Genomic DNA, 17284 nt, shown 5'->3' on the forward strand with positions numbered 1-17284 from the left:
GCGCATCGCGCGCCATGGCCATGTCGGAATCGATCTGCAAGCCGATCCAGAAGCCATCGGTCATGCCGAAGAACTTCGACAGGCGCAGGCCGTATCCGCCGTGATTGCCCGTTCGCCCGCGAGGATCGCGCTGATGCGCGACTGCGGCACGTCGATCGCCGACATTGCGGACGGCTGGCTTCGATGCCAGAGTCGGGTGCGCGATGCATGGGGCAGGGGAACGTGGATGGGCGTTGAGTGGCTCGGCGGCGTGTGGTCCCTGTTCGGATTGTTCGTGCTCGCGCTGCTCATCCTGTGCCTCATCGTGCAGGTGGCCACCCGCTACGTGCTGGCGACGCTGGTGCTCGCTTCGCTGTGCAGCCTGGCCGCGGCGGCAAACGCGCTGGGTTTCGATCCGCCCAGCGATTTCCTGATGACGTTCCTCGGCACGTTTTTCTTCTTCGCGACCGGGATCGGGTTGTTGGCGCTGATCGTCCGGCTGGTTCGCGGCAAGTAGACTGCGCTGCCATGCGCACGCGCCCCCCCAGCATCGATGGGCTGGCTGCCAGCACGCTGCAGTTGCCGCCGGGCGCGTGGACGTGCGTGCTGGATTGCCTGTGCGAACGATTCCCGGCGATCCCGCGCGCGCAATGGATCGAACGCATGGCGCGCGGGCGGGTCGTGGACAACGCCGGCCATCGGGTGACGCCGGAGACGCCGTATCGCGTCGGGCTCGAGGTCCATTACTACCGCGAGGTCCCGGACGAAGCGCCCATCCCGTTCGAGGAAGTCGTGCTGCATGTCGACGCCGACTTGCTGGTGGCGGACAAACCGCATTTCCTGCCGGTCGCGCCGACGGGCGCGCACGTGCATGAAACCTTGCTCGGGCGACTGGTTCGGCGCACGGGGAACGACGCGTTGGTGCCGCTGCACCGCATCGATCGCGAGACCGCCGGCCTGGTGTTGTTCTCGACCAATCCGGACACGCGGGCGCATTACCAGGCGCTGTTCCGCGAACGACGGGTCACGAAGGCGTACGAAGCGATTGCGCCCGCGTTGCCGGATGTCGAATTCCCCTGCCTCCGTGCCAGCCGGATCGTCGCCGGCGAACCGTTCCATCGCATGCAGGAAGTCGCAGGCGCGGCGAACAGCGAAACCCGCATCGAAGTGATTTCGCGCGGCGCCGGACGCTGGCGTTATGCGCTCACGCCGATCACCGGCCGCAAGCATCAATTGCGCGTGCACATGGCGGCGATGGGGGCGCCGATCGAAAAAGACAGCATTTACCCGTCGGTGGTGCGTCGTGCGGCGGGCGATTACACCGCGCCGTTGCAACTCCTGGCCAAGCGACTGGTGTTCGTGGATCCGATCAGCGGGGAAGAACGCCGCTATTCGAGCCGCATGCTGCTGCAGTCAACGCACGACAATCGAACGGATCCATTGCGCCGCGATTGATAAAAGCGGGAGCGCGGCCCAGCCCCACGCAAGCAGGTGAAGCCACCGGGCGCCGCGCCAGCGACGAAAGAGCGCGACGGCCGCGAGCGCGAACAGGATCGTGCCCGGGGCGAAGTAAACGAGCGCGGCCATGGATTCGAGCGCGCCCGAGTCCACGTTGCGACCGTATCGGCGGACTGCATCGGCCGCAGCGACGCGGGAAGCATTCAGCAGCAATGCGCCCATGCAGGTGAAGACGATCGCCGCCGCCGTGTCGATCCAGGCGCGAGTGCGTTTCGGCTGCTGCACGATCTGCATGGACGTCCTGCCGTTGGGCCGGAGATTGCCGGTTGCGGCCCACATTACGGAAGCTGCATGCGGGGGACAAGGCGGCAGCAAAGCGCTCTGCATCCCGGCAATCAGCAGGCATTCGCTGTTGCCTGCGCCGAGGATTGCCTACCATGCGCGCAGGAGTTCCCACGTGCGCTGGATGGAATCAGAGGAAATCCATGGGTCGCTTCGTCGAAGTGGATCGCCATCGGAAGCTCGTCGAAGTCTCGTTCTTCGGCGAGGTGACCTATCGCGAGCGCATCGAAACCATGCAGTACATTTTCCCGCCGATGCTCAAGCACCGCTTGCGGCGCTTGTTGCTGGACTTCTCCGGCGCGCGGCCCGGCGCACCGGATGGCACCCGCGAAGAACTGATGGAGAAGATCCTGTCGGCGCCGGCGCTGGTGGGCGCGCGGGTTGCGTTCGTCAATTCGCTCGATGTCCATGGGTTGCCGGGCGGGCCCGTGCCTGCATTCGAAACGCGGCGCTTCGACAACCGCGATGACGCGGAGGCGTGGTTGCTGGCGGTGGATCCCTAGCGTCGAGCGTCCCGCTCATTCGTACCAGGGCGCGACCGTTGCGCCGAACACCGTTGCCGTCGCGCAAGCCACGATCAGGATCCACAGGGACGCGCGCGCATTGGATGCATTCGACGGGCCCGGCATGAACACCTTCGCGTAGAGCAGCAGCACGGAAAGACAGGCCGCGAGCGGCGGGTAGAGGATCGACGCAAATCCGACCTGCGCAGGCCGGTTGAAGCACAGCAGGCCGATGACCAGCAGGACCGCAGGCGCGACCGGCAGCAGCACATCGGCAGGCGCCAATCGTCCGACGCGTCGCTGGCGAAGCAATGCGGGAATCGAGAGGACTTCAGCGGCCAACAACGTCAGCACCAGCAGGAGCGATGGGTACATGGTGGGTCCGGCCCGTCAGTTGGCCTGAGCTTAGCAATGGCCCGGACGTTCGCCCGCCCGCATCGGCCCAGCAACACTTTTCGCCATGCGATAGTGCGCGGCACACGGAAGGGGAACGGGGCATGCGCAGGCAACACCCATGGGCCTATCTGGCGGCGGCCATCGCCGCGGCCCTGCCGCCAGTCCTCGGGGTAGGGCTCCTCAGTCTTCCCGCGCGGAACGGCACGGCGGCCGCCAGCGGAGTGATCGTCGTGGGCATCGTCGCGTTGGTGCTCGCGTTCGCGTACCTCCTGCCCATCGCGGTCCTGCTGCGGCGACTGCTGCTGTTTCGCGCCGTGATCATGGGCGTCGTGGGCTTCGTTCCGCTCGCCGCGGCGGCCGCGTGCTTCGTGATCGGCGTTACGCAACGCATGCCGGACGGAAGCGAGGTGTCGGTCCCCGTATGGGCCCTGATGCCCGGCGTGGCGTTCTACGGGGCACTCGGCGCCGCGAGTGGCGTGGTGTTCCATTTCGTGTTCCGCCGCATCGCGGGGAACGAGCCCCTGGCGCCGGGCTCCGCCATCGACGCCTGAGGGCGCTCAGCGCGCCTGGGTCATCAGCACGGATCGCAGGTTGCGCAGGCGCAACATCCCGTGTGGCGTGAGGAAGGCGATCCCGTCGGCCTGGACCACGACCAACCCGACAAGCCGAAGCGCGTCCAGTTCCGCCACGGCGAGCGCAAACCCGCGTTCAACGGACTCCAGGGCGGTCATGCAGGTTTTGTCGTCGCAGGCGGAAACCGCCATGGCAGTGCTCGCGGTCCGCTATGTGCGGTAACGCACACAAGCTAGCACCTATTCGGTGACGCGGGGCGCACACGCGTCTGAATGGCCCAGGTGCAGGACTGGCGACGCTAATCGGCGAGCGTGGACCACGGCATGTTCGAAAGCAGGCGCTCGTATTCCTGTTTCACCGCCCGATAGCATTCGCAACTGCGCAGCTCCAGGGCCTGGCGATCGAGGATGCGGATGCGGCCCCGCGCGTACTGGATCACGCCGGCCTGCTGCAGGCGTCCCGCGGCTTCGGTGACGCCTTCGCGCCGGACGCCCAGCCGCGCCGCGATGGTTTCCTGCGTCACGGCCAGGTGGTCGGACTGCATGCGATCCATGTACAGCAACAGCCAGCGGCACAACTGCTTCTCGACGTTGTGGTAGCGGTTGCACACGGCGTTCTGCGCCATCTGCGCCAGCAGCACCTGCGTGTAGCGCAGGATGAGGATCTGGAATTCCTCGCCGCGATTGAACTCGCGGATGACGACATCCGCCTTGAGGCAGAGCGCCTGCCCACCCATCTGCACGACCGCGTGCGCCGGCGTGCTGTGGCTGTCGACGACCAGCGCCGCGCCCACGACGCCTTCGTTGCCGACCATGCCGACTTCGGTGGTATCGCCACTTTCGAGCGAATACAGCAGCGAAATGACGCCGGTGCGCGGAAAGTACATGTGGTTCTGCGCCGCGCCGGCCTCGTACAGCACCTTGCCCACGGGGAGTTCCTGCAGTTGCAGGTGGGGTGCCAGGCGTGCGCAAACCCCGGCTGGCAGCTTGTCCAGCAGGCCGTTGTGGGCTTTCCTTGGCACTGAAGTGCTCATGCTCGAACGCGTCCCCCGCAAAACGGGAGATTGTCGGTTGCAAGCAGCAGGACGTATGTACGGAACCGTACATAGGAGGGTCGCGGCGGACCTTTGCGCGCTTTGGCACATCGGAAGAACGCGCCGGATGGGTGCAGGTCGACAACCTGTCAACGCCACGGTGCGCGCTCCGTCAGCCCATTACAAGGAGCACGCTTGCTATCTGCCCATCCCGTTCATCGACCCGCAACCCCGCCTGCCAGGACGTGATGTGCTTCGGGCGATCGGGCGTCGATGCACGTTTGCCATGCGGCACGGACGCGCGATGTGACCTCCGGCCACCGTGCGCCGGCCCGGTCGTCCGAGGCATCCCACGCGATGGCGGCGTAGTCGTTGACGACGTCCCAGGCCACGCCGCGAAAGCACTGCTCGAGCGTTGCAGCGAAGGACTGGATCTCCGTTTCCAACGCACCAGGCACATGTTGCGGCTGCATGACGTGCTGCCTCGAGGGATCGGTGCGAGCGGGTGTGCACTATGGGCTTGTTCGGCCCGGCGTGCGGGCGCGCGGTGGAGTTTCAGACGGGAGGTGTCGCTATCCCGCTGTCCAATCGATTCCTGACGCGCTCACGAGTAGTTGCGTCGCGCGGGCCACCACCGTCCGGTGATCGCAACGGCGAACAAATAAAGCGCGAGCACGCCAAGGGCAAGATCCGTCACCGTCGGCGACACGGCATGGGTCTGGAAGTAGTACCCATTGATGGCGCGGGCGATTTCGTAATCGACGACACCGGTCACCAGGATTGCGAGCGCCAGGAACGCCACGATCCATCGCCCGAGCGGACGAACCTGCTTGCGTGCATCGCTGCGGTCCGCGACATCCGTCATGCCTCGTTCTCCCGGTGCGCATCCTGGCGCAGTGCGCGTGCTTCCGCGTCCTCCAGTTCCAGGTGCGTCAACCACAACCGCAGGTCGAACTCGAGCTGGTGGTAGTCCGGCGCCATGTGCGTGCACAGCTGGTAGAAGGCCTTGTCGTGCTCGGCTTCCTTCAGGTGCGCGAGTTCGTGCACCACGATCATCTTCAGGAACTCGGCGGGCGCGTCGCGGAACACCGTGGCGATGCGCAGTTCGCGGCTGGACTTGAGCTTCGCACCCTGCACGCGGGAAATCGTGGTGTGCGTGCCGAGCGCGTGCTTCATCACCTGCAGCTTGCTGTCGTAGACCACTTTCCCCAGCGGCACGGCCTTGCGCAAGTGCCGGTCCTTGAGTGCCTGGACGTAGTCGTACAACTGGCGGTCGTTGCGCACGTCGTGGGGCTCGGGATACCGCTCGGCCAGGCGCTTGCCGAGGCGGCCCTGCGCGATGAGCTCCTGCACCTGCGCCTGCAGGTGGGGCGGGTAACCGACGAGGTACTTCAAGGGTTGCATCCGCGGGTAGGACGAAGCCGGGCAGGGGGTCGGTCGCTATGATGGCGCCAGAACCCCCGGATACGAAGCATCGACATGGCGAAGGGCAATCCGCTCCAGGAACAGCTGCTCAAGGCGGGCCTGGTCAAGAAGTCCAAGGTGGCTGAGGTGGCGCGCGAGCAGCACGTGGCCAAGCACGCCAAGGCGAGCAGCGCGCCCGGCGAGATCCAGCGGGACGCAGAGCGGGCGCGGGCCGAAAAGGTCGAGCGCGACCGCGCGCTGGCCGCCGAGCGCAAGGCCCGGGCCCGCACCGCGGAACTGCGCGCGCAGGCGCGGCAGATCATCGAAGACAAGAAGGTGCCGCGGGCGGGGGAAAGCGAATACCGGTTCACCGCCGATGGTGCGATTCGCACGCTGCTGGTCAACGACGACTTGCGGCAGAAGTTGTCGAGCGGGGTGCTGGTGATCGCGCGGCTCGGGGAGCGTTACGAATTGTTGCCGCGCGTGGCGGGCGACAAGGTGCGCGAGCGCGATGCCAGCATGATCGTGGTGGATCACGGGCAGGCGGCGGATGCGGTGTCGATTGCCGCGGACGGCGATGACGCGTATTACGCACAGTTTCAGGTGCCCGACGATCTGGTCTGGTGAACCGTGGCGCGCTTGAGGGGAGTGCTCGCACGATGCTGCCGTCTGTTTGTGAACCGTTCTTCCGCAGCCTGACGTTCCGCCTCCTCGCGGGCGTCGGGTTCGGTTGGCTTGCCGCGGCGCTCGCGCCGGTCGCGTGCGTCATCGCGGCCGTGGCGTATCGCGCGCCGGATTTCCCCGCACAGGACTGGCGGATCATCCTCGCGATGGCCTTCGTCTTCGCAGGGGGTTACGTAGCGCTCGTGGGCGTGCCGATCGCGTTGGCGCTGCGCGCCAATGGATGGCTTCGCGCGTTGCCTATGTTCGCCGTCGGCTTCCTGGTGGGCGCTGGGCCGATTGGGGTGGGGACATTCCCTTCGATTGTCGACGACGCGTCGCCGAACGCGTGGGCAGAGTGGTGGCAGGGCACGCTGCAGTTCGGGTTGCTGGGTGCGGTGTCCGCGATGGCGTTCTACGGAACGTTCCGGGTCATCAATCCGGAGCGGACGCGGTGACGCGCTCGACCCCTGCTGCGACGTCGCAGCCATGGGTGCACGACCCCGTCCGCCTCCTCCTCGGGGTCGGTGCCGTGCTGTTCTGGCTCGCTGCGTCCATCCCGTTGGCCGTGTTGGGACTCGTCGCGCCGCTGCCGGGTGCGGTCGGGGTTTTCCTGTTCTTCGTGCCGCAGTACCTGTTCGGCTTCGCGTTGGTCGTGCGCCCGGTCGAGTCCGGTTTTGCGCGCCTGTTTCCGGAGGGCACGGCGGTACTCGCGTGCGTTGCCCTCTGGCTGGCCGTCGCGATCGGGCATGCCGTGCTCACGCGTCGATGGACGCTGACGAACGCCTTCCTTGCGGCGCTCGCGTCCGTCGTCGGGTGTGCGGTGATCGTGCATCTCGCGTTTGCGGCCTTCGGCTACGCGGTGCAACTGGACGGACTCTGATGCGCACCGGCATCCCGTTGTCGTTGTCGTTGTCGCTGTGCACGCTCCTGGCGGTGTCCTGTTCCGGTGGTGGCGCGCACGAAGCGCAGGCGTTGGTCGAGGCGGCCGAAGCGTCGGTGCAATACGCCGTGCGGGACAAGGTGGACCTGCGCACCTATCAGCTCAAATCGGTGCACGAATTCGGCAACGGCAATTCGGACCTCTGGGTCTATGGCGTCCCCAGGTTTCCGTACGAACTCGCAGTCGCGCAACGCTTGAAAGGGAAGCGGTACTGGCAGGCCTGTTACACGCACAGGAATCCGGAAATGGCGGCGGCCATGTATTGCTACTTCCTGGACAGGCAGGACTTGACGCTCCTGGCGATCTACCGGGTCAAGTAGGGGCGCTCCTGCGCCTGGCCATCGCGCCGCACCAGGTACGTCACGAACATCACGCCTTTGTCGTCGCCGCCGACCGCCGTGTGCTGGTCGACGAAGGCGTCGCGAACCGACGGATCGCGCTGCACTTCGTACACCAGGCGTTGCCAGTCCGCGTCGGGGGCGTCGCTGTTGAATCCGCCCGTCGCGAGCATCCGGCACAGCGTGCGCGTGCAATGCGGCGCGGAGGCGTGCAGCGCGGTGAACCGCGCGCCGTGTCGGCGAAGGGCGTCTTCGAGCCGGCGTTCGGTGGCCTCCGACCATTCGGCATCCGGGGCTTCCTTGACGACGAGGAGTTCGTAATCGCGCTGGTCTGCGTTGTGCTGTGCGCCGGAATCGACGAAGGCTTGCAGGCGGCGCTCGTCTTCCGACGTCAGCGGTTTGAGGCCGGCCTGTGCGGTGGGGAGTGGGGCGTGCGGCGCCTCCGCCGACGCGCTGGGCGACCCGGATGCAGCCGTATTCGAGGAGCCTGCCTCGGAGGGTTTCTCCTGCGCTCCAGCCTGCGCTGCGATGGGCGCCTCCCCGTGCGGAGCAGTCGCTGTCGGCGATGAAGTGCGCGCGGGCCAGAACATCCACGCCCCGACCCCGATGGCAACGACCAGCAACGTCCCTGCGACCTTTCCCCGGGTCATGCGCCTTCCTTGTTGGGTTGCCAGGAATCCGATGGTAATCGAGCCTCCGCGCCTGGCCGAAAACCCGGCCGGCCCTGACGGCGTCCCGACACCTTGTCGGAAATACTGCGCTCCCGCGCAACGCCCGCAGCGACATGCCCAAGTCCGCCACCCTGTTGCTCATCCGCCACGCGGAGAAATCCGGCGATCCCGACGACACCGGGTTGACGCCCGCGGGCGAAGCGCGGGCGCAGGCTTATGCCGTCTTCTTCCAGCGCATGATGTCCGGAACGTCGCGGCTGCCGCCCCCTGCGTTCCTCATCGCCGCCGCCATCGCGCCCGACAGCCATCGCGCGCACAGCACGCTCGAACCGCTGGCAGTCGCGCTCGGCATCGAGATCGACGCGCGCGTCGCCGACGGCGATTACCCGACGCTGGCCAGGCGATTGCTCGAGGATGCGCGTTACGACGGCGCCACGACGCTGGTCTGCTGGACGCACAAGAAGATCCTCGGCCTGGCGAAGGCACTGGGCGCGCCGGATTCGCTGCTGCCGAAGCAGTGGCCGGATGACACCTTCGGCTGGATGCTGCGGCTGGAGTACGACGCCGCGGGCACGCTGGCGGATGCGACGTTGGCGAGCCAGCGGTTGATGTTCGGGGATTGCGGGGATGAGCCGTAAGCGGTGTCCAATCGCCTTCGTGCCAACACGCGAGATTGTTCCGCCTGCCTTGACGTTCGCCGCCGATATCCATTGCCCCGCGCGGGTTGCCACCATCGCGACCCCTTCGTCGGAAATGGAGATCCAATGCACACCAAACTTCTGTCCGCCTGCATCGCCGGGCTGATCCTGCATGGCCACGCGGCCGCGCGCGATATCAAGACACTGGATGTCGACGGCGAAGTGGTCGTGTCCAATGCCGGCACCGTGGACTCCCATGCAATCCACACACCCTTGCCGGACGAGATGCACGCGGTCATCAACAAGGCGGTGGCGAGCTGGAAGTTCGAACCGTCGTCGGCGCCGGCCCCGACGCGCAGCAAGATGCGGGTCACGCTGTCGGCCACGCCGGACGCGGCCCAGCATGTCGTCAAGGTCGAAGACGTCGTGTTCCGCGACGTCGTCGCGGATGCGAGCCGTGCCGCGCCGCGCACCCCGGCGGAAGTCGAGACCCTCGTGCGGCCGAAGATGCCCGGCTTCCCCGTCGATGGCGTGGTGAACGTCGCCATGCGCGTGGCGCCGGACGGTCGTGTCCTGGCGGCCGAAGCCATGCAGTGCAGCGTGCACGCGAGCGGCGGCATCGGGCGCGACAAGGCGCGCGCGTGCCGGATCCTGGAGACGCATGGCGTCAATGCCGTCAAGCAATGGGTGTTGGCGCCGCAGGACCGCACGAGCGAATGGACGGCGATGGTGCCGCTGCATTTCGCCGGCGTGAACAAGACCATCGACGCCACGCCGGGCCAGTGGCGCAAGGAGTACCGGACCGCGTATCGCGCGCCGGACTGGCATCCGCCAGAGGAGGGGATGCTCCGCCTCGGCGCCGTGGATGCGAGGGGGAAGTCGGTGATGCCGATCGAGTCGGAACTGCGGATGTTGCACGGGGCGTTGGAGCACACGCTTTAGGAAACGAAGGGGCGGGGCGCCTTGGTCTTCGGGTCAAGGCGCCTCGTCCGACGTAACCAAATCGGGCCGTACGAGGTTGCGGCGCTTCGACGCCAACCAGAAGAACATCGCCAAGGCGTAGAGATTGACACCAATCACGGCGCTCCCGCCCGCGGCAACTGAGAGATGGAAGCCGAGCGTGAAGGACCATTGGAATGCGGGCGATGTGACCTGGAGGATTTGCACCGTATAGAACACGCAGCCCAGTGTGATTGCCCAGCGCTGCGATCTCAGTAGGCCAACGCCGGCAACAATCCCGAGCAAAGCAAGCGACAAATTTGGCACGAGGAAGCCTAGGGACAGGTCATAGGCGGACGCAATCCAGCAAGCCCACGCCGTTCCGAGGCCGCCGTGCAACAACAAGATGCTGGCGATGGCCCGTTGATGTTTCATGTCTTGGCGCTTCCCGAATCAATTTCCGACTTGCACTGCGCAGTCGGTGAATCATCCCGCAAATAGACGCCGAGAGAGATCGTCGTTTGCCCACTGCCGCGGTCCTCGGCATGAAATGTGAGTTGCCATCCATTGCGGCAGTAGTTTGCTTCGTAGACCCCCCATCTGAGCTTGCGCCGATCGGTAAGAAGCCAGCCTTGCTGCTTCGCCGTAATCAGGAAATCCGCCGTCAATCGCTCCGCGCGTTGTGACGACACGAACTTCTGCCTGATGCCGACTGGGCCGCCGTGATTGACCTGGGTGCTGGTCCCGACAGGACGCATTTCTGGTGGCACGATCAGATCGCGTTGCACTCGCCGAGCGTTTTCCAGGGCGTCTTGGTTTGCACGATTGATTGCCCACTGGGCGAAGGTCGACAACGCTACTGCAGTTGCAAAGAGGGCAAGAGTTCCAAAAGCGAAATTCAGGTGCTGGCGCTTCATCACCACCATCCACCAAAGATCTTTCCGGCGCTCCCGGAGTACGAGTGTTCGGTCATGATGCCCGGCGTGCCGAATCCAACATTGGTCGCCGATCCAGCGTCGTTCCACGATCGACTCACTTCGATCCCGAATGCGGTGCCGACGGTTGTGACTCTGCCCATGATGAACTTGTCAACATCGTCGCCGTCTGGACAGCCGTCGAGGAAGCCTGCGGTGAGAGAAGCGCCGCCGCCCTTGAACCAACGTGCAGGGTTGTGCGAGTTGACCAACCCTCCACCACCAGAGAAGAGCGTCCCATTCTTCGTCACGGTGTAGTGCAGAACAGTGACGCCGAGGTTGATCTGGAGTGTGAAATAGTCCGGCAGTCTCCTGATTCCGCCTTCCCACAGAGTGCGAGATCCTCCGTTGTTGAAGGATCCCACTCCCTCCAGTCCCAATGGGTCGATGTATGAAGCCGGGTTGGCGTTCGCATAGCCAAACGTATTTATTCCTCCTGCCAAGCCGATAGGATCTATTTGCAAATACCGACCACTCCGCTGCTCATAGTCGCGATTGACGTTATGAAACAGCCCCGATTCCGCATCCCAGTATTGCCCCGGGAATCCAATGTTCAATCCGCCAAAGGTGTCGAACTGCACGAACCGCTTGAACGCATAGTTGCTCGCGCGCCACACCGTGGCCTTCGCCGCATTCGTCACGACCTCCGGCCGTCCCAGATGGTCGTTATGCACCGCATGCAACTGGTTGTTGCGCACCAGGCCGATCAGTTCGTTGCCTAGCCAGATGTAATTCGTCCATTTGCCATCCTCACCGACCTCCGCAAGCAATCGATGCCCCTCGCTGACGAACCGTCGCCCGCCAGTCGCAGCCGACCACTTCCCGACACGTTGGTCGAGGGCATTGATCTCGTATCGGGTTTCGACGCCGGCGCGGGTATGCGCCGCAATCCGGTTGAACGTGTCGTAGGCGAGCGCGTGCATGACGCCATCGCTGCCGGAATACGCGGTGGTGTTGCCGACGGCGTTGGTCATCCAGGTGTCGTTGAAATGTCCGCTGCGCGCGCGCAGGCGGTTGCTGGCGGGATCGACGTCGTACGTGGTCGGCGTGCCGCTGTCGTGATGGCCAATGCGATTGCCCACGGTGTCGTACGCGTAGCCGGACGCGTAGCCGGAGCCGCTGATCGCTGTCAGCCGATCCAGCGCGTCGTAGCCGTAGTCCTGTGTCAGGTTGGCGTCCAGGCCGTTGGTGATGCGCGTGATTTGGTCGATCGCGTTGTGCTGGTACGTCAGGCTCTGCTTGACGCTGGCCGCGTCCTTCGCGCTGATCGCGGTGACGCGGCCGTCGAGGTCGTACGTGTAGCTGCGCGTGATGCCATTGCCATAGGTCCAGCCGGTGGCGGCGCCAAAGGGTTGGTACTGGATGCCCGTGGCGACCGGAACTTCGCCGGCGCCGAAGCTCGCGTAAACCCCGGTCAGTGCGCCATTCGCGTAGACATGGCGGACCTTCATCCCACTCGGATACTCGATGCCGGTGACGCGGCCCATGCCGTCGACGGCGTACCCGGTCTGGTCCAGCGCGCCGTACACGGACTCGCGTTTGGACAATGGGTCGCCCAAGGGCGTGTAGGCGTAGTGCGCCGAGTTGGTGCTGATCCACGCGTCGCCTTGCCTGGCTGCAACATCCGTCCCGCACAGGCGTCCCTTGCCGCCGTCGCACCAGTCATAGGAGTACGTGCGCCCGCGCTGGGCGTTCCCGGTCCATGTCGGCCGGCCCGCCCCGTCGTAGACATGGAGCAGGACGGTGCCGTCGGCGCGTGTCAGTTGCGTGCGCAAACCCGCGTCGTTGTACTGCATCGTCGTGGTGCCGCTGTCCGGGCTGTATTGCGCCCACAGTTGCCCGAAGCCGTCGTACACGTACGCGGTGGCATTGCCGCGCGGATCGATCACGCGCGTGAGGCGGTCGCCGGCGTCATGCGTGAACAGCGTGCGGGCGCCGGCGGCGTCGATATGCTCGACGACTCGGCCCAGGGCGTCGTAGCGATTCGTCGTGGTGCGGCCCGCGGCGTCGGTGACGGTGGTCGGTTGGCCGACGTCGTCATACGTCGTGACGACGCGCTGGCCGGCGTTGCCATGCGCGACACGCACGCGGCCGAGTTCGTCGTACTCGGTGGCGGCGCTGCGCGTGATGGCGTCGACGCCCGCGATGCGCCGCCCGCTCTGCGCGAGGACCACCTGGCTGTTGGCGTTGTACGTGAAGCGCTGGAAATCGATGTCGGGCGGCGGGGCGGGCTGGACGACAATGGACGCAGTCGGCGTCTGCGCCCCGAACCACGCGACCCCGTCGCGCACCATGCGCCATTGGAACGCATACGTGCCGGGCGTCGATGGCGCGGTGATCGGGTACACGAAATGCACGGTGCTGCCGGGCGAGACCGATCCCGGGACGGCGACACGATGCAACCCCCACGTCATGTTGTCGCCGGGGTTCTGCGATCCGAGCCGATCGTTCTTTGCTGGCGCCCACGCGGCATTGCCCGTGTTCCTGACCTGCACGGTGACGTTGGTGGTCGTGCCCGCGATCATCGTGGCCGGCACCTGCTGCGAGACGACTACCGCGTCCAGGATCACGTGCGGCACGCCGAAGTGGCCGGAGTTCGCAAGCAAGGCATTGGGCGCCCCGTTGAGGGCGATGCCGTGGACAAAGATGGCCTTCCCGCCATGCGCCTGGCGGAAGTCCTCGAACAGCGGGATGGCATAGCGATGCCACGTGCCGCTGGTGCCACAGGATTGCGAGACAGCGGCTTCGCTGTAGAGATTGGCCTTCACCGCGACCACGAACTGGCCGATGCCCGCCGGCCCGCCGATGTACAGGTGCACGTCCATCGACGCATTGATGCCGGGCGTGCACGCCCATCCGTGCAGTTCGGCGTTGGCGCCCGTCATCCACACGCCGTCGATGGTGCCCTGGACCGCGGCCACGCCGGGCCGGTCTTCGTAGTCGCACTTGTGGCAGGCGTACGCGCGGAACGGGGGCGGCTCGTGGAAGTAGCCTTCGCCGGGATCGCCTTCTTCGAGGAACGACGCGCCGTCTCCCAGCGAAAACACGCCCACGGCCATCGGCGCGGGCGCCGCCTTTTCGCGCGTCACTTCGACGAGGCGGCTGACACCGTCGTACGCGTATACCGTGCGCACGCCATCCGGCGTGGTGAGCGAGGCGAGGTTGCCGCGGTTGTCCCACGCCTGCGTGGTGGTGGCGGCGATGCCGTTGACCCAGCGCGTCAGGGTCAGCAGGCGACCGCGCGCATCGTAGGTGCGATCGATGATGCCGCCGTTGGGGTTGGTTTCGCGGCCGGGCTGTCCGAGGACGTTGTGGTTGGCGTAGGTGGTCGCGTGGCCCAGCTCGTTGGCGATGCTCACCACGTTGCCGAACGCATCCGCCTTGGTCACCACGGCATCGCCCGTCCCCGGGAGCGGGCCATCCACCGTCACCGAGGCCACCATGCCGTCGGGATGGAACGTGTAGCGGTACTCCGTGGCGCGCATCTGGCCCGTCACGCCGTGCGGGCTCAGGTTCGTCGTTGCGATGCGATCGAGCAGGCCATCGTTGCGATAGCTGTAATCCAGCTGCACGACGCCGGTGACCGACTGTCGCGTGGTGCGGCCGTTGGCATCCCACGCATACGTCGTCTCGCGTGCGTCGGGTGTGCCCGCGGCTTCGACCTTGCGCAACAACAGCCCGGAAGGCGCGTGGTCGAAGTCGATGAGGTTGCCCGCGAAATCCGCCACCAGGTCCTCGTGTCCGTTTTCGTCATACGTCACTTCGCGATAGGCCGCCGGACACGAGGCCGACGCATGCCCCGTCGCGGACTGCAGCTTGCCGGTCTTGTAGATCGACGTGGTGCGCTTGCCGAGCGGATTGGTGTGCTCCACGCGCAACGTGCCATCGGCCTGGTCCGTGTATGCGAACGTGTGCCGGTCGGCGCCGCCCGCGTGTTCGGTCAACGTTGCGCGACCATTGGCGTCGTACGCGAACGTGGAATAGCGCACGCCATTGAGACTCTTGCCCAGCAGCATCGCGTCGCGCAGCGGATAGTGGTACGTGATCGTGGTGCCGGGGGTGCCCGGCTGCACCACGGACTGCAAGCGCTCATATGCGTCGTACGCGTAGGTGAACGCATTGCCGCCCGGATCCACCACGCGCGTCATCTGCGGCCCGATGGGCGTGTCGGTCCAGGTGAACTGGATCGCGCGACCGGACGTGTGCGTCACGCGCTCCAGCAACGGTGTCCAATGCATGGCGTGCGTGCGGTACTGGAATGCCAGGCCGACGCCGCGCGGGTTCTTCTGGCTGGTGATGCGTCGGTGCGCGCCATAGGTCTCGACGGTGTTGTCCGGCGCGTACAGGACGTGGCCGCCTGCGCCGTCTGCGACGATGCGGCTGCGACCGTCAGGCCGGTCTTCCCACCACGCCACCGAGGGCGTCGTCCGGTACACGTAGCGCAACTGCGCACCGCTGGGGCGATGCGCAACGATGGACTGTCCGTCGGCATGCACTTCGAGCCGCAGGTCGAAATTGGTGAGCCACCGGCTACCGAAGATGAAGCCGGCGGAGGCGTGCTGGTTCCAGGTGCGGGTGAGGTGCAGCGGCATCTCGCCCGCGCTGGTGAAGTCGGTTTCGGCCTCGATCTTGTTGCCCGTGGACGGGAAGATCGGATTGCCTTTCGCTTCGCCGCAGGAATCGGCAGGCGCACCGCCATTGCCTTCCGTGCCGTGGCCGCCGATGTCGGCCGCGTCGGGCGCGAGCGTCGAGGTCTGCCGGTTGAGCAGCTCCCACAAGTAACGATTGAAGCCGTCCGGGTAGAGCGGGGTGGGCGGGATGCCGACGACGGTGACGCGATCGATGACCGGCGTAGGGGGCGGCGGCGGGGTGACCTGCACGCACACCTGCTGCCCATCCTTGTCGGTCTTGCACTCCGTGCCCGACTTGAGCGCGTGCGCGATACCGGGCGCCAGCAGGACTGCGGCGGCCAAACTCCAGCGGGCGAGCGCCATGCGCCATCTCCAGGTTGAATGGAGGTAGCGTCGTGTTCCCGTGCGGGACGAAGATAGTCAGCGGCGTCTGCGATCTGGACGGAAACCGCTCCCGTCTATTGCGGGCATCTGGCCAGCCTTCACGCATTCCCAACGGCGCTCGATTACGGTGCCGCTGCATGGGGGCCATGGAGCGCGGGAATGATGACGGGTCGTCTCTTCGCAGCAACGTGCTTGCTGTTGGCCTTCGGCGCGTGCCGCGCTGAAGGATCCCTTGTCAAATCGGAATCCGAAGGCGCGTGGCTTTCAAAAAGCGAGACCTCGGATTCGTGGCACTTCCTGTACTACGGCGCCGACGGCCGTGGTGCGGCGGCGTTCTACGACCGGTCCCGTGGGTCGGGATTTTGCTTCCGGCACGCTGCCGAAACAAATGGCGTCATGTCGGCAAACCTGACGGGATCGCAGTTCCACCGCGCCACTGTTTTCTTCGGCGGCTTCAAGTTGTCCGACGGAACGCCGGGACTGCTGACCGGCACCATCTTCCTGTTCTCACAGGAAGGGACGCAGGAGAAACTGTTCAACACGATGTTCCTGCGGTTGTATCCAGTCGCCGACGCCAGCCAACTCCCGTCGCCGGCGAAACAATTGATGGTGCGATGCGGGCTCAGCGCTTCCCGCCCGCCTGCACGCGCGGAAAAAAGCGCAGCACGAACGACAGGTACACCAGCCACAACGCGAACCACGCCGCCGCGACCACCAGCAATCGGATCGTGAAGAGGATCAGGCTCGGCGTCAGGAACAACAGGATGCAGCCGAGCAGCCAGGCGCGATCGCCGCGGCGCGCGTACCGGGCGCGTTCCGCATCCTCGATGCGGCCGCCCAGCGAGGCGGCGTAGTAGTAGAAGGACGAGAACGCGAACGAGAACGTCGCCACGCCCATCACGATCAGGCTGATCTGGTACGACCACGCGTCGATCTGTCCGCTCGCGAACTTCGGATACAGGAAGAACAGCAGGAACGTGAAGATCGCGATGCTGGACGCCGCGAGCTGGTACGACCGGTTGACGTTGGCGGCGGCAAGTTCGTCGGTCATGGGGTGTCGCTCCTTTGCATCGACGGGAATCGCAGGGCCGCGGAGGCCGCGCGCAAAGGAGGTTACTCCCCTGCATAATCGAACCCTTGACGGCAGTGGGGACTCCCGGAAGGCCATGTCCACGAGCGAGCGGGACAACTGGGGAAGCTGGTGCAAGTTCCTGCTGGGGAGCGTCATGGCGTCGACCGGCGCCGCCAACCTTTATCGCTACTTCGCAACGGGTCGTGTCCATCATCATCCTTCGCGCCTGGTCCCCCTGGACCTTGCCGGGCCGGACGCAGCGCTGTACTACAGCCTGTATTGCCTGGCAGGCGCGTTCCTGCTGGCGGCCGGGATCCGCGGCCTGACGGCGAAGTGAGCAAGTGAG

Annotated in this window: 23 protein-coding genes; 11 read left to right on the forward strand and 12 right to left on the reverse strand. The window is 65.8% G+C overall.

Annotated features, from left to right (window positions below; translation table 11 throughout):
* The first annotated feature begins 133 nt into the window (after nucleotides 1-133).
* Both LYSHEL_RS13225 and LYSHEL_RS13230 read left to right on the forward strand, forming a co-directional pair.
* Nucleotides 134-496, forward strand: coding sequence for a hypothetical protein (locus tag LYSHEL_RS13225; protein ID WP_213498445.1), 363 nt, complete (start codon nucleotides 134-136; stop codon nucleotides 494-496).
* An 11-nt stretch (nucleotides 497-507) separates the two neighbouring features.
* Entirely contained in the window at nucleotides 508-1434 is a 927-nt protein-coding gene (locus tag LYSHEL_RS13230; protein ID WP_213434494.1) for a pseudouridine synthase, read from the forward strand.
* On the opposite strand, the gene LYSHEL_RS13235 is transcribed toward LYSHEL_RS13230, so the two are convergent.
* Nucleotides 1393-1731: a hypothetical protein gene (locus LYSHEL_RS13235; protein WP_213434495.1), complete on the reverse strand. Its 339-nt coding sequence runs from the start codon at nucleotides 1729-1731 to the stop codon at nucleotides 1393-1395. The genes LYSHEL_RS13230 and LYSHEL_RS13235 overlap by 42 nt on opposite strands.
* Before the next feature lie 191 nt (nucleotides 1732-1922).
* Between LYSHEL_RS13235 and LYSHEL_RS13240 the strand changes: the two genes are divergently transcribed.
* Nucleotides 1923-2282, forward strand: a complete 360-nt coding sequence (locus LYSHEL_RS13240) for a hypothetical protein (protein WP_213434496.1) — start codon at nucleotides 1923-1925, stop codon at nucleotides 2280-2282.
* Nucleotides 2283-2297: 15 nt separating this feature from the next.
* Here the strand turns inward: LYSHEL_RS13240 and LYSHEL_RS13245 are convergent, their stop codons facing one another.
* Nucleotides 2298-2657, reverse strand: coding sequence for a hypothetical protein (locus LYSHEL_RS13245; protein WP_213434498.1), 360 nt, complete (start codon nucleotides 2655-2657; stop codon nucleotides 2298-2300).
* Nucleotides 2658-2779: 122 nt separating this feature from the next.
* Here LYSHEL_RS13245 and LYSHEL_RS13250 point away from each other — a divergent pair, with 122 nt between their 5' ends.
* A complete protein-coding gene (locus LYSHEL_RS13250) occupies nucleotides 2780-3229 on the forward strand; it encodes a hypothetical protein (protein ID WP_213434499.1) in 450 nt (149 codons plus the stop codon).
* Between the two features lie 6 nt (nucleotides 3230-3235).
* Here LYSHEL_RS13250 and LYSHEL_RS13255 read toward each other — a convergent pair whose 3' ends face one another.
* From LYSHEL_RS13255 to LYSHEL_RS13275, 5 genes are all read right to left on the reverse strand, one after another.
* Nucleotides 3236-3442 carry a hypothetical protein gene (locus tag LYSHEL_RS13255; protein WP_213434500.1) on the reverse strand — a complete coding sequence of 69 codons (207 nt, stop codon included), beginning with the start codon at nucleotides 3440-3442 and terminating at the stop codon, nucleotides 3236-3238.
* Nucleotides 3443-3549: 107 nt separating this feature from the next.
* Nucleotides 3550-4272 (reverse strand): Crp/Fnr family transcriptional regulator, encoded by a 723-nt coding sequence (locus tag LYSHEL_RS13260; RefSeq protein WP_213434502.1) that lies wholly within the window; start codon nucleotides 4270-4272, stop codon nucleotides 3550-3552.
* A 227-nt stretch (nucleotides 4273-4499) separates the two neighbouring features.
* Nucleotides 4500-4757 (reverse strand): hypothetical protein, encoded by a 258-nt coding sequence (locus tag LYSHEL_RS13265; protein ID WP_213434503.1) that lies wholly within the window; start codon nucleotides 4755-4757, stop codon nucleotides 4500-4502.
* A gap of 131 nt (nucleotides 4758-4888) precedes the next feature.
* Nucleotides 4889-5149 (reverse strand): hypothetical protein, encoded by a 261-nt coding sequence (locus tag LYSHEL_RS13270; RefSeq protein WP_213434504.1) that lies wholly within the window; start codon nucleotides 5147-5149, stop codon nucleotides 4889-4891.
* Nucleotides 5146-5688 (reverse strand): M48 metallopeptidase family protein, encoded by a 543-nt coding sequence (locus LYSHEL_RS13275; protein WP_213434505.1) that lies wholly within the window; start codon nucleotides 5686-5688, stop codon nucleotides 5146-5148. The genes LYSHEL_RS13270 and LYSHEL_RS13275 overlap by 4 nt, the downstream gene beginning before the upstream one ends.
* Before the next feature lie 75 nt (nucleotides 5689-5763).
* On the opposite strand from LYSHEL_RS13275, the gene LYSHEL_RS13280 reads away from it, so the two are divergent.
* From LYSHEL_RS13280 to LYSHEL_RS13295, 4 genes are read left to right on the forward strand one after another with little or no spacing between them, the layout of a single operon-like run.
* Nucleotides 5764-6315 (forward strand): DUF2058 domain-containing protein, encoded by a 552-nt coding sequence (locus tag LYSHEL_RS13280; RefSeq protein WP_213434506.1) that lies wholly within the window; start codon nucleotides 5764-5766, stop codon nucleotides 6313-6315.
* 32 nt (nucleotides 6316-6347) lie between these two features.
* Complete coding sequence (locus LYSHEL_RS13285; protein WP_213434507.1) at nucleotides 6348-6806, forward strand: hypothetical protein; 459 nt, start codon at nucleotides 6348-6350, stop codon at nucleotides 6804-6806.
* A complete protein-coding gene (locus LYSHEL_RS13290; RefSeq protein WP_213434508.1) occupies nucleotides 6803-7231 on the forward strand; it encodes a hypothetical protein in 429 nt (142 codons plus the stop codon). The genes LYSHEL_RS13285 and LYSHEL_RS13290 overlap by 4 nt, the downstream gene beginning before the upstream one ends.
* A complete protein-coding gene (locus LYSHEL_RS13295) occupies nucleotides 7231-7611 on the forward strand; it encodes a hypothetical protein (RefSeq protein WP_213434509.1) in 381 nt (126 codons plus the stop codon). Before LYSHEL_RS13290 ends, LYSHEL_RS13295 begins: the two co-directional genes overlap by 1 nt.
* Here LYSHEL_RS13295 and LYSHEL_RS13300 read toward each other — a convergent pair.
* The gene (locus tag LYSHEL_RS13300) at nucleotides 7596-8252 is read right to left on the reverse strand and encodes a hypothetical protein (protein ID WP_213434510.1); all 657 of its coding nucleotides are present in this window, start codon (nucleotides 8250-8252) and stop codon (nucleotides 7596-7598) included. The two genes, LYSHEL_RS13295 and LYSHEL_RS13300, sit on opposite strands and share 16 nt — an antisense overlap.
* Nucleotides 8253-8413: 161 nt before the next feature.
* Between LYSHEL_RS13300 and LYSHEL_RS13305 the strand changes: the two genes are divergently transcribed.
* Together LYSHEL_RS13305 and LYSHEL_RS13310 are read left to right on the forward strand one after the other, a co-directional pair.
* On the forward strand, nucleotides 8414-8938 hold the full coding sequence (locus LYSHEL_RS13305; RefSeq protein ID WP_213434511.1) for a histidine phosphatase family protein: 525 nt from the start codon (nucleotides 8414-8416) through the stop codon (nucleotides 8936-8938).
* Between the two features lie 126 nt (nucleotides 8939-9064).
* Nucleotides 9065-9880, forward strand: coding sequence for a hypothetical protein (locus LYSHEL_RS13310; RefSeq protein WP_213434513.1), 816 nt, complete (start codon nucleotides 9065-9067; stop codon nucleotides 9878-9880).
* A 33-nt stretch (nucleotides 9881-9913) separates the two neighbouring features.
* On the opposite strand, the gene LYSHEL_RS13315 is transcribed toward LYSHEL_RS13310, so the two are convergent.
* From LYSHEL_RS13315 to LYSHEL_RS13330, 4 genes are all read right to left on the reverse strand, one after another.
* A complete protein-coding gene (locus LYSHEL_RS13315; RefSeq protein ID WP_213434514.1) occupies nucleotides 9914-10312 on the reverse strand; it encodes a hypothetical protein in 399 nt (132 codons plus the stop codon).
* A complete protein-coding gene (locus tag LYSHEL_RS13320) occupies nucleotides 10309-10794 on the reverse strand; it encodes a hypothetical protein (RefSeq protein ID WP_213434515.1) in 486 nt (161 codons plus the stop codon). The genes LYSHEL_RS13315 and LYSHEL_RS13320 overlap by 4 nt, the downstream gene beginning before the upstream one ends.
* Nucleotides 10794-15845 (reverse strand): RHS repeat-associated core domain-containing protein, encoded by a 5052-nt coding sequence (locus LYSHEL_RS13325; protein WP_213434517.1) that lies wholly within the window; start codon nucleotides 15843-15845, stop codon nucleotides 10794-10796. Before LYSHEL_RS13325 ends, LYSHEL_RS13320 begins: the two co-directional genes overlap by 1 nt.
* 643 nt (nucleotides 15846-16488) lie before the next feature.
* On the reverse strand, nucleotides 16489-16917 hold the full coding sequence (locus LYSHEL_RS13330; RefSeq protein WP_213434518.1) for a hypothetical protein: 429 nt from the start codon (nucleotides 16915-16917) through the stop codon (nucleotides 16489-16491).
* A gap of 115 nt (nucleotides 16918-17032) precedes the next feature.
* Here LYSHEL_RS13330 and LYSHEL_RS13335 point away from each other — a divergent pair, with 115 nt between their 5' ends.
* Nucleotides 17033-17275, forward strand: a complete 243-nt coding sequence (locus LYSHEL_RS13335) for a hypothetical protein (protein WP_213434519.1) — start codon at nucleotides 17033-17035, stop codon at nucleotides 17273-17275.
* Nucleotides 17276-17284: the final 9 nt, after the last annotated feature.

This window comes from Lysobacter helvus (assembly GCF_018406645.1).
Classification (GTDB): domain Bacteria; phylum Pseudomonadota; class Gammaproteobacteria; order Xanthomonadales; family Xanthomonadaceae; genus Noviluteimonas; species Noviluteimonas caseinilytica.

Bases quoted from the DNA above. Each gene is read 5' to 3' on its own strand.
- LYSHEL_RS13225 (WP_213498445.1), top strand. From the start codon at position 134: ATGCGCGACTGCGGCACGTCGATCGCCGACATTGCGGACGGCTGGCTT.
- LYSHEL_RS13230 (WP_213434494.1), top strand. From the start codon at position 508: ATGCGCACGCGCCCCCCCAGCATCGATGGGCTGGCTGCCAGCACGCTG.
- LYSHEL_RS13235 (WP_213434495.1), bottom strand. From the start codon at position 1,731: ATGCAGATCGTGCAGCAGCCGAAACGCACTCGCGCCTGGATCGACACG.
- LYSHEL_RS13240 (WP_213434496.1), top strand. From the start codon at position 1,923: ATGGGTCGCTTCGTCGAAGTGGATCGCCATCGGAAGCTCGTCGAAGTC.
- LYSHEL_RS13245 (WP_213434498.1), bottom strand. From the start codon at position 2,657: ATGTACCCATCGCTCCTGCTGGTGCTGACGTTGTTGGCCGCTGAAGTC.
- LYSHEL_RS13250 (WP_213434499.1), top strand. From the start codon at position 2,780: ATGCGCAGGCAACACCCATGGGCCTATCTGGCGGCGGCCATCGCCGCG.
- LYSHEL_RS13255 (WP_213434500.1), bottom strand. From the start codon at position 3,442: ATGGCGGTTTCCGCCTGCGACGACAAAACCTGCATGACCGCCCTGGAG.
- LYSHEL_RS13265 (WP_213434503.1), bottom strand. From the start codon at position 4,757: ATGCAGCCGCAACATGTGCCTGGTGCGTTGGAAACGGAGATCCAGTCC.
- LYSHEL_RS13270 (WP_213434504.1), bottom strand. From the start codon at position 5,149: ATGACGGATGTCGCGGACCGCAGCGATGCACGCAAGCAGGTTCGTCCG.
- LYSHEL_RS13275 (WP_213434505.1), bottom strand. From the start codon at position 5,688: ATGCAACCCTTGAAGTACCTCGTCGGTTACCCGCCCCACCTGCAGGCG.
- LYSHEL_RS13280 (WP_213434506.1), top strand. From the start codon at position 5,764: ATGGCGAAGGGCAATCCGCTCCAGGAACAGCTGCTCAAGGCGGGCCTG.
- LYSHEL_RS13285 (WP_213434507.1), top strand. From the start codon at position 6,348: ATGCTGCCGTCTGTTTGTGAACCGTTCTTCCGCAGCCTGACGTTCCGC.
- LYSHEL_RS13295 (WP_213434509.1), top strand. From the start codon at position 7,231: ATGCGCACCGGCATCCCGTTGTCGTTGTCGTTGTCGCTGTGCACGCTC.
- LYSHEL_RS13305 (WP_213434511.1), top strand. From the start codon at position 8,414: ATGCCCAAGTCCGCCACCCTGTTGCTCATCCGCCACGCGGAGAAATCC.
- LYSHEL_RS13310 (WP_213434513.1), top strand. From the start codon at position 9,065: ATGCACACCAAACTTCTGTCCGCCTGCATCGCCGGGCTGATCCTGCAT.
- LYSHEL_RS13315 (WP_213434514.1), bottom strand. From the start codon at position 10,312: ATGAAACATCAACGGGCCATCGCCAGCATCTTGTTGTTGCACGGCGGC.
- LYSHEL_RS13320 (WP_213434515.1), bottom strand. From the start codon at position 10,794: ATGAAGCGCCAGCACCTGAATTTCGCTTTTGGAACTCTTGCCCTCTTT.
- LYSHEL_RS13325 (WP_213434517.1), bottom strand. From the start codon at position 15,845: ATGGCGCTCGCCCGCTGGAGTTTGGCCGCCGCAGTCCTGCTGGCGCCC.
- LYSHEL_RS13330 (WP_213434518.1), bottom strand. From the start codon at position 16,917: ATGACCGACGAACTTGCCGCCGCCAACGTCAACCGGTCGTACCAGCTC.
- LYSHEL_RS13335 (WP_213434519.1), top strand. From the start codon at position 17,033: ATGTCCACGAGCGAGCGGGACAACTGGGGAAGCTGGTGCAAGTTCCTG.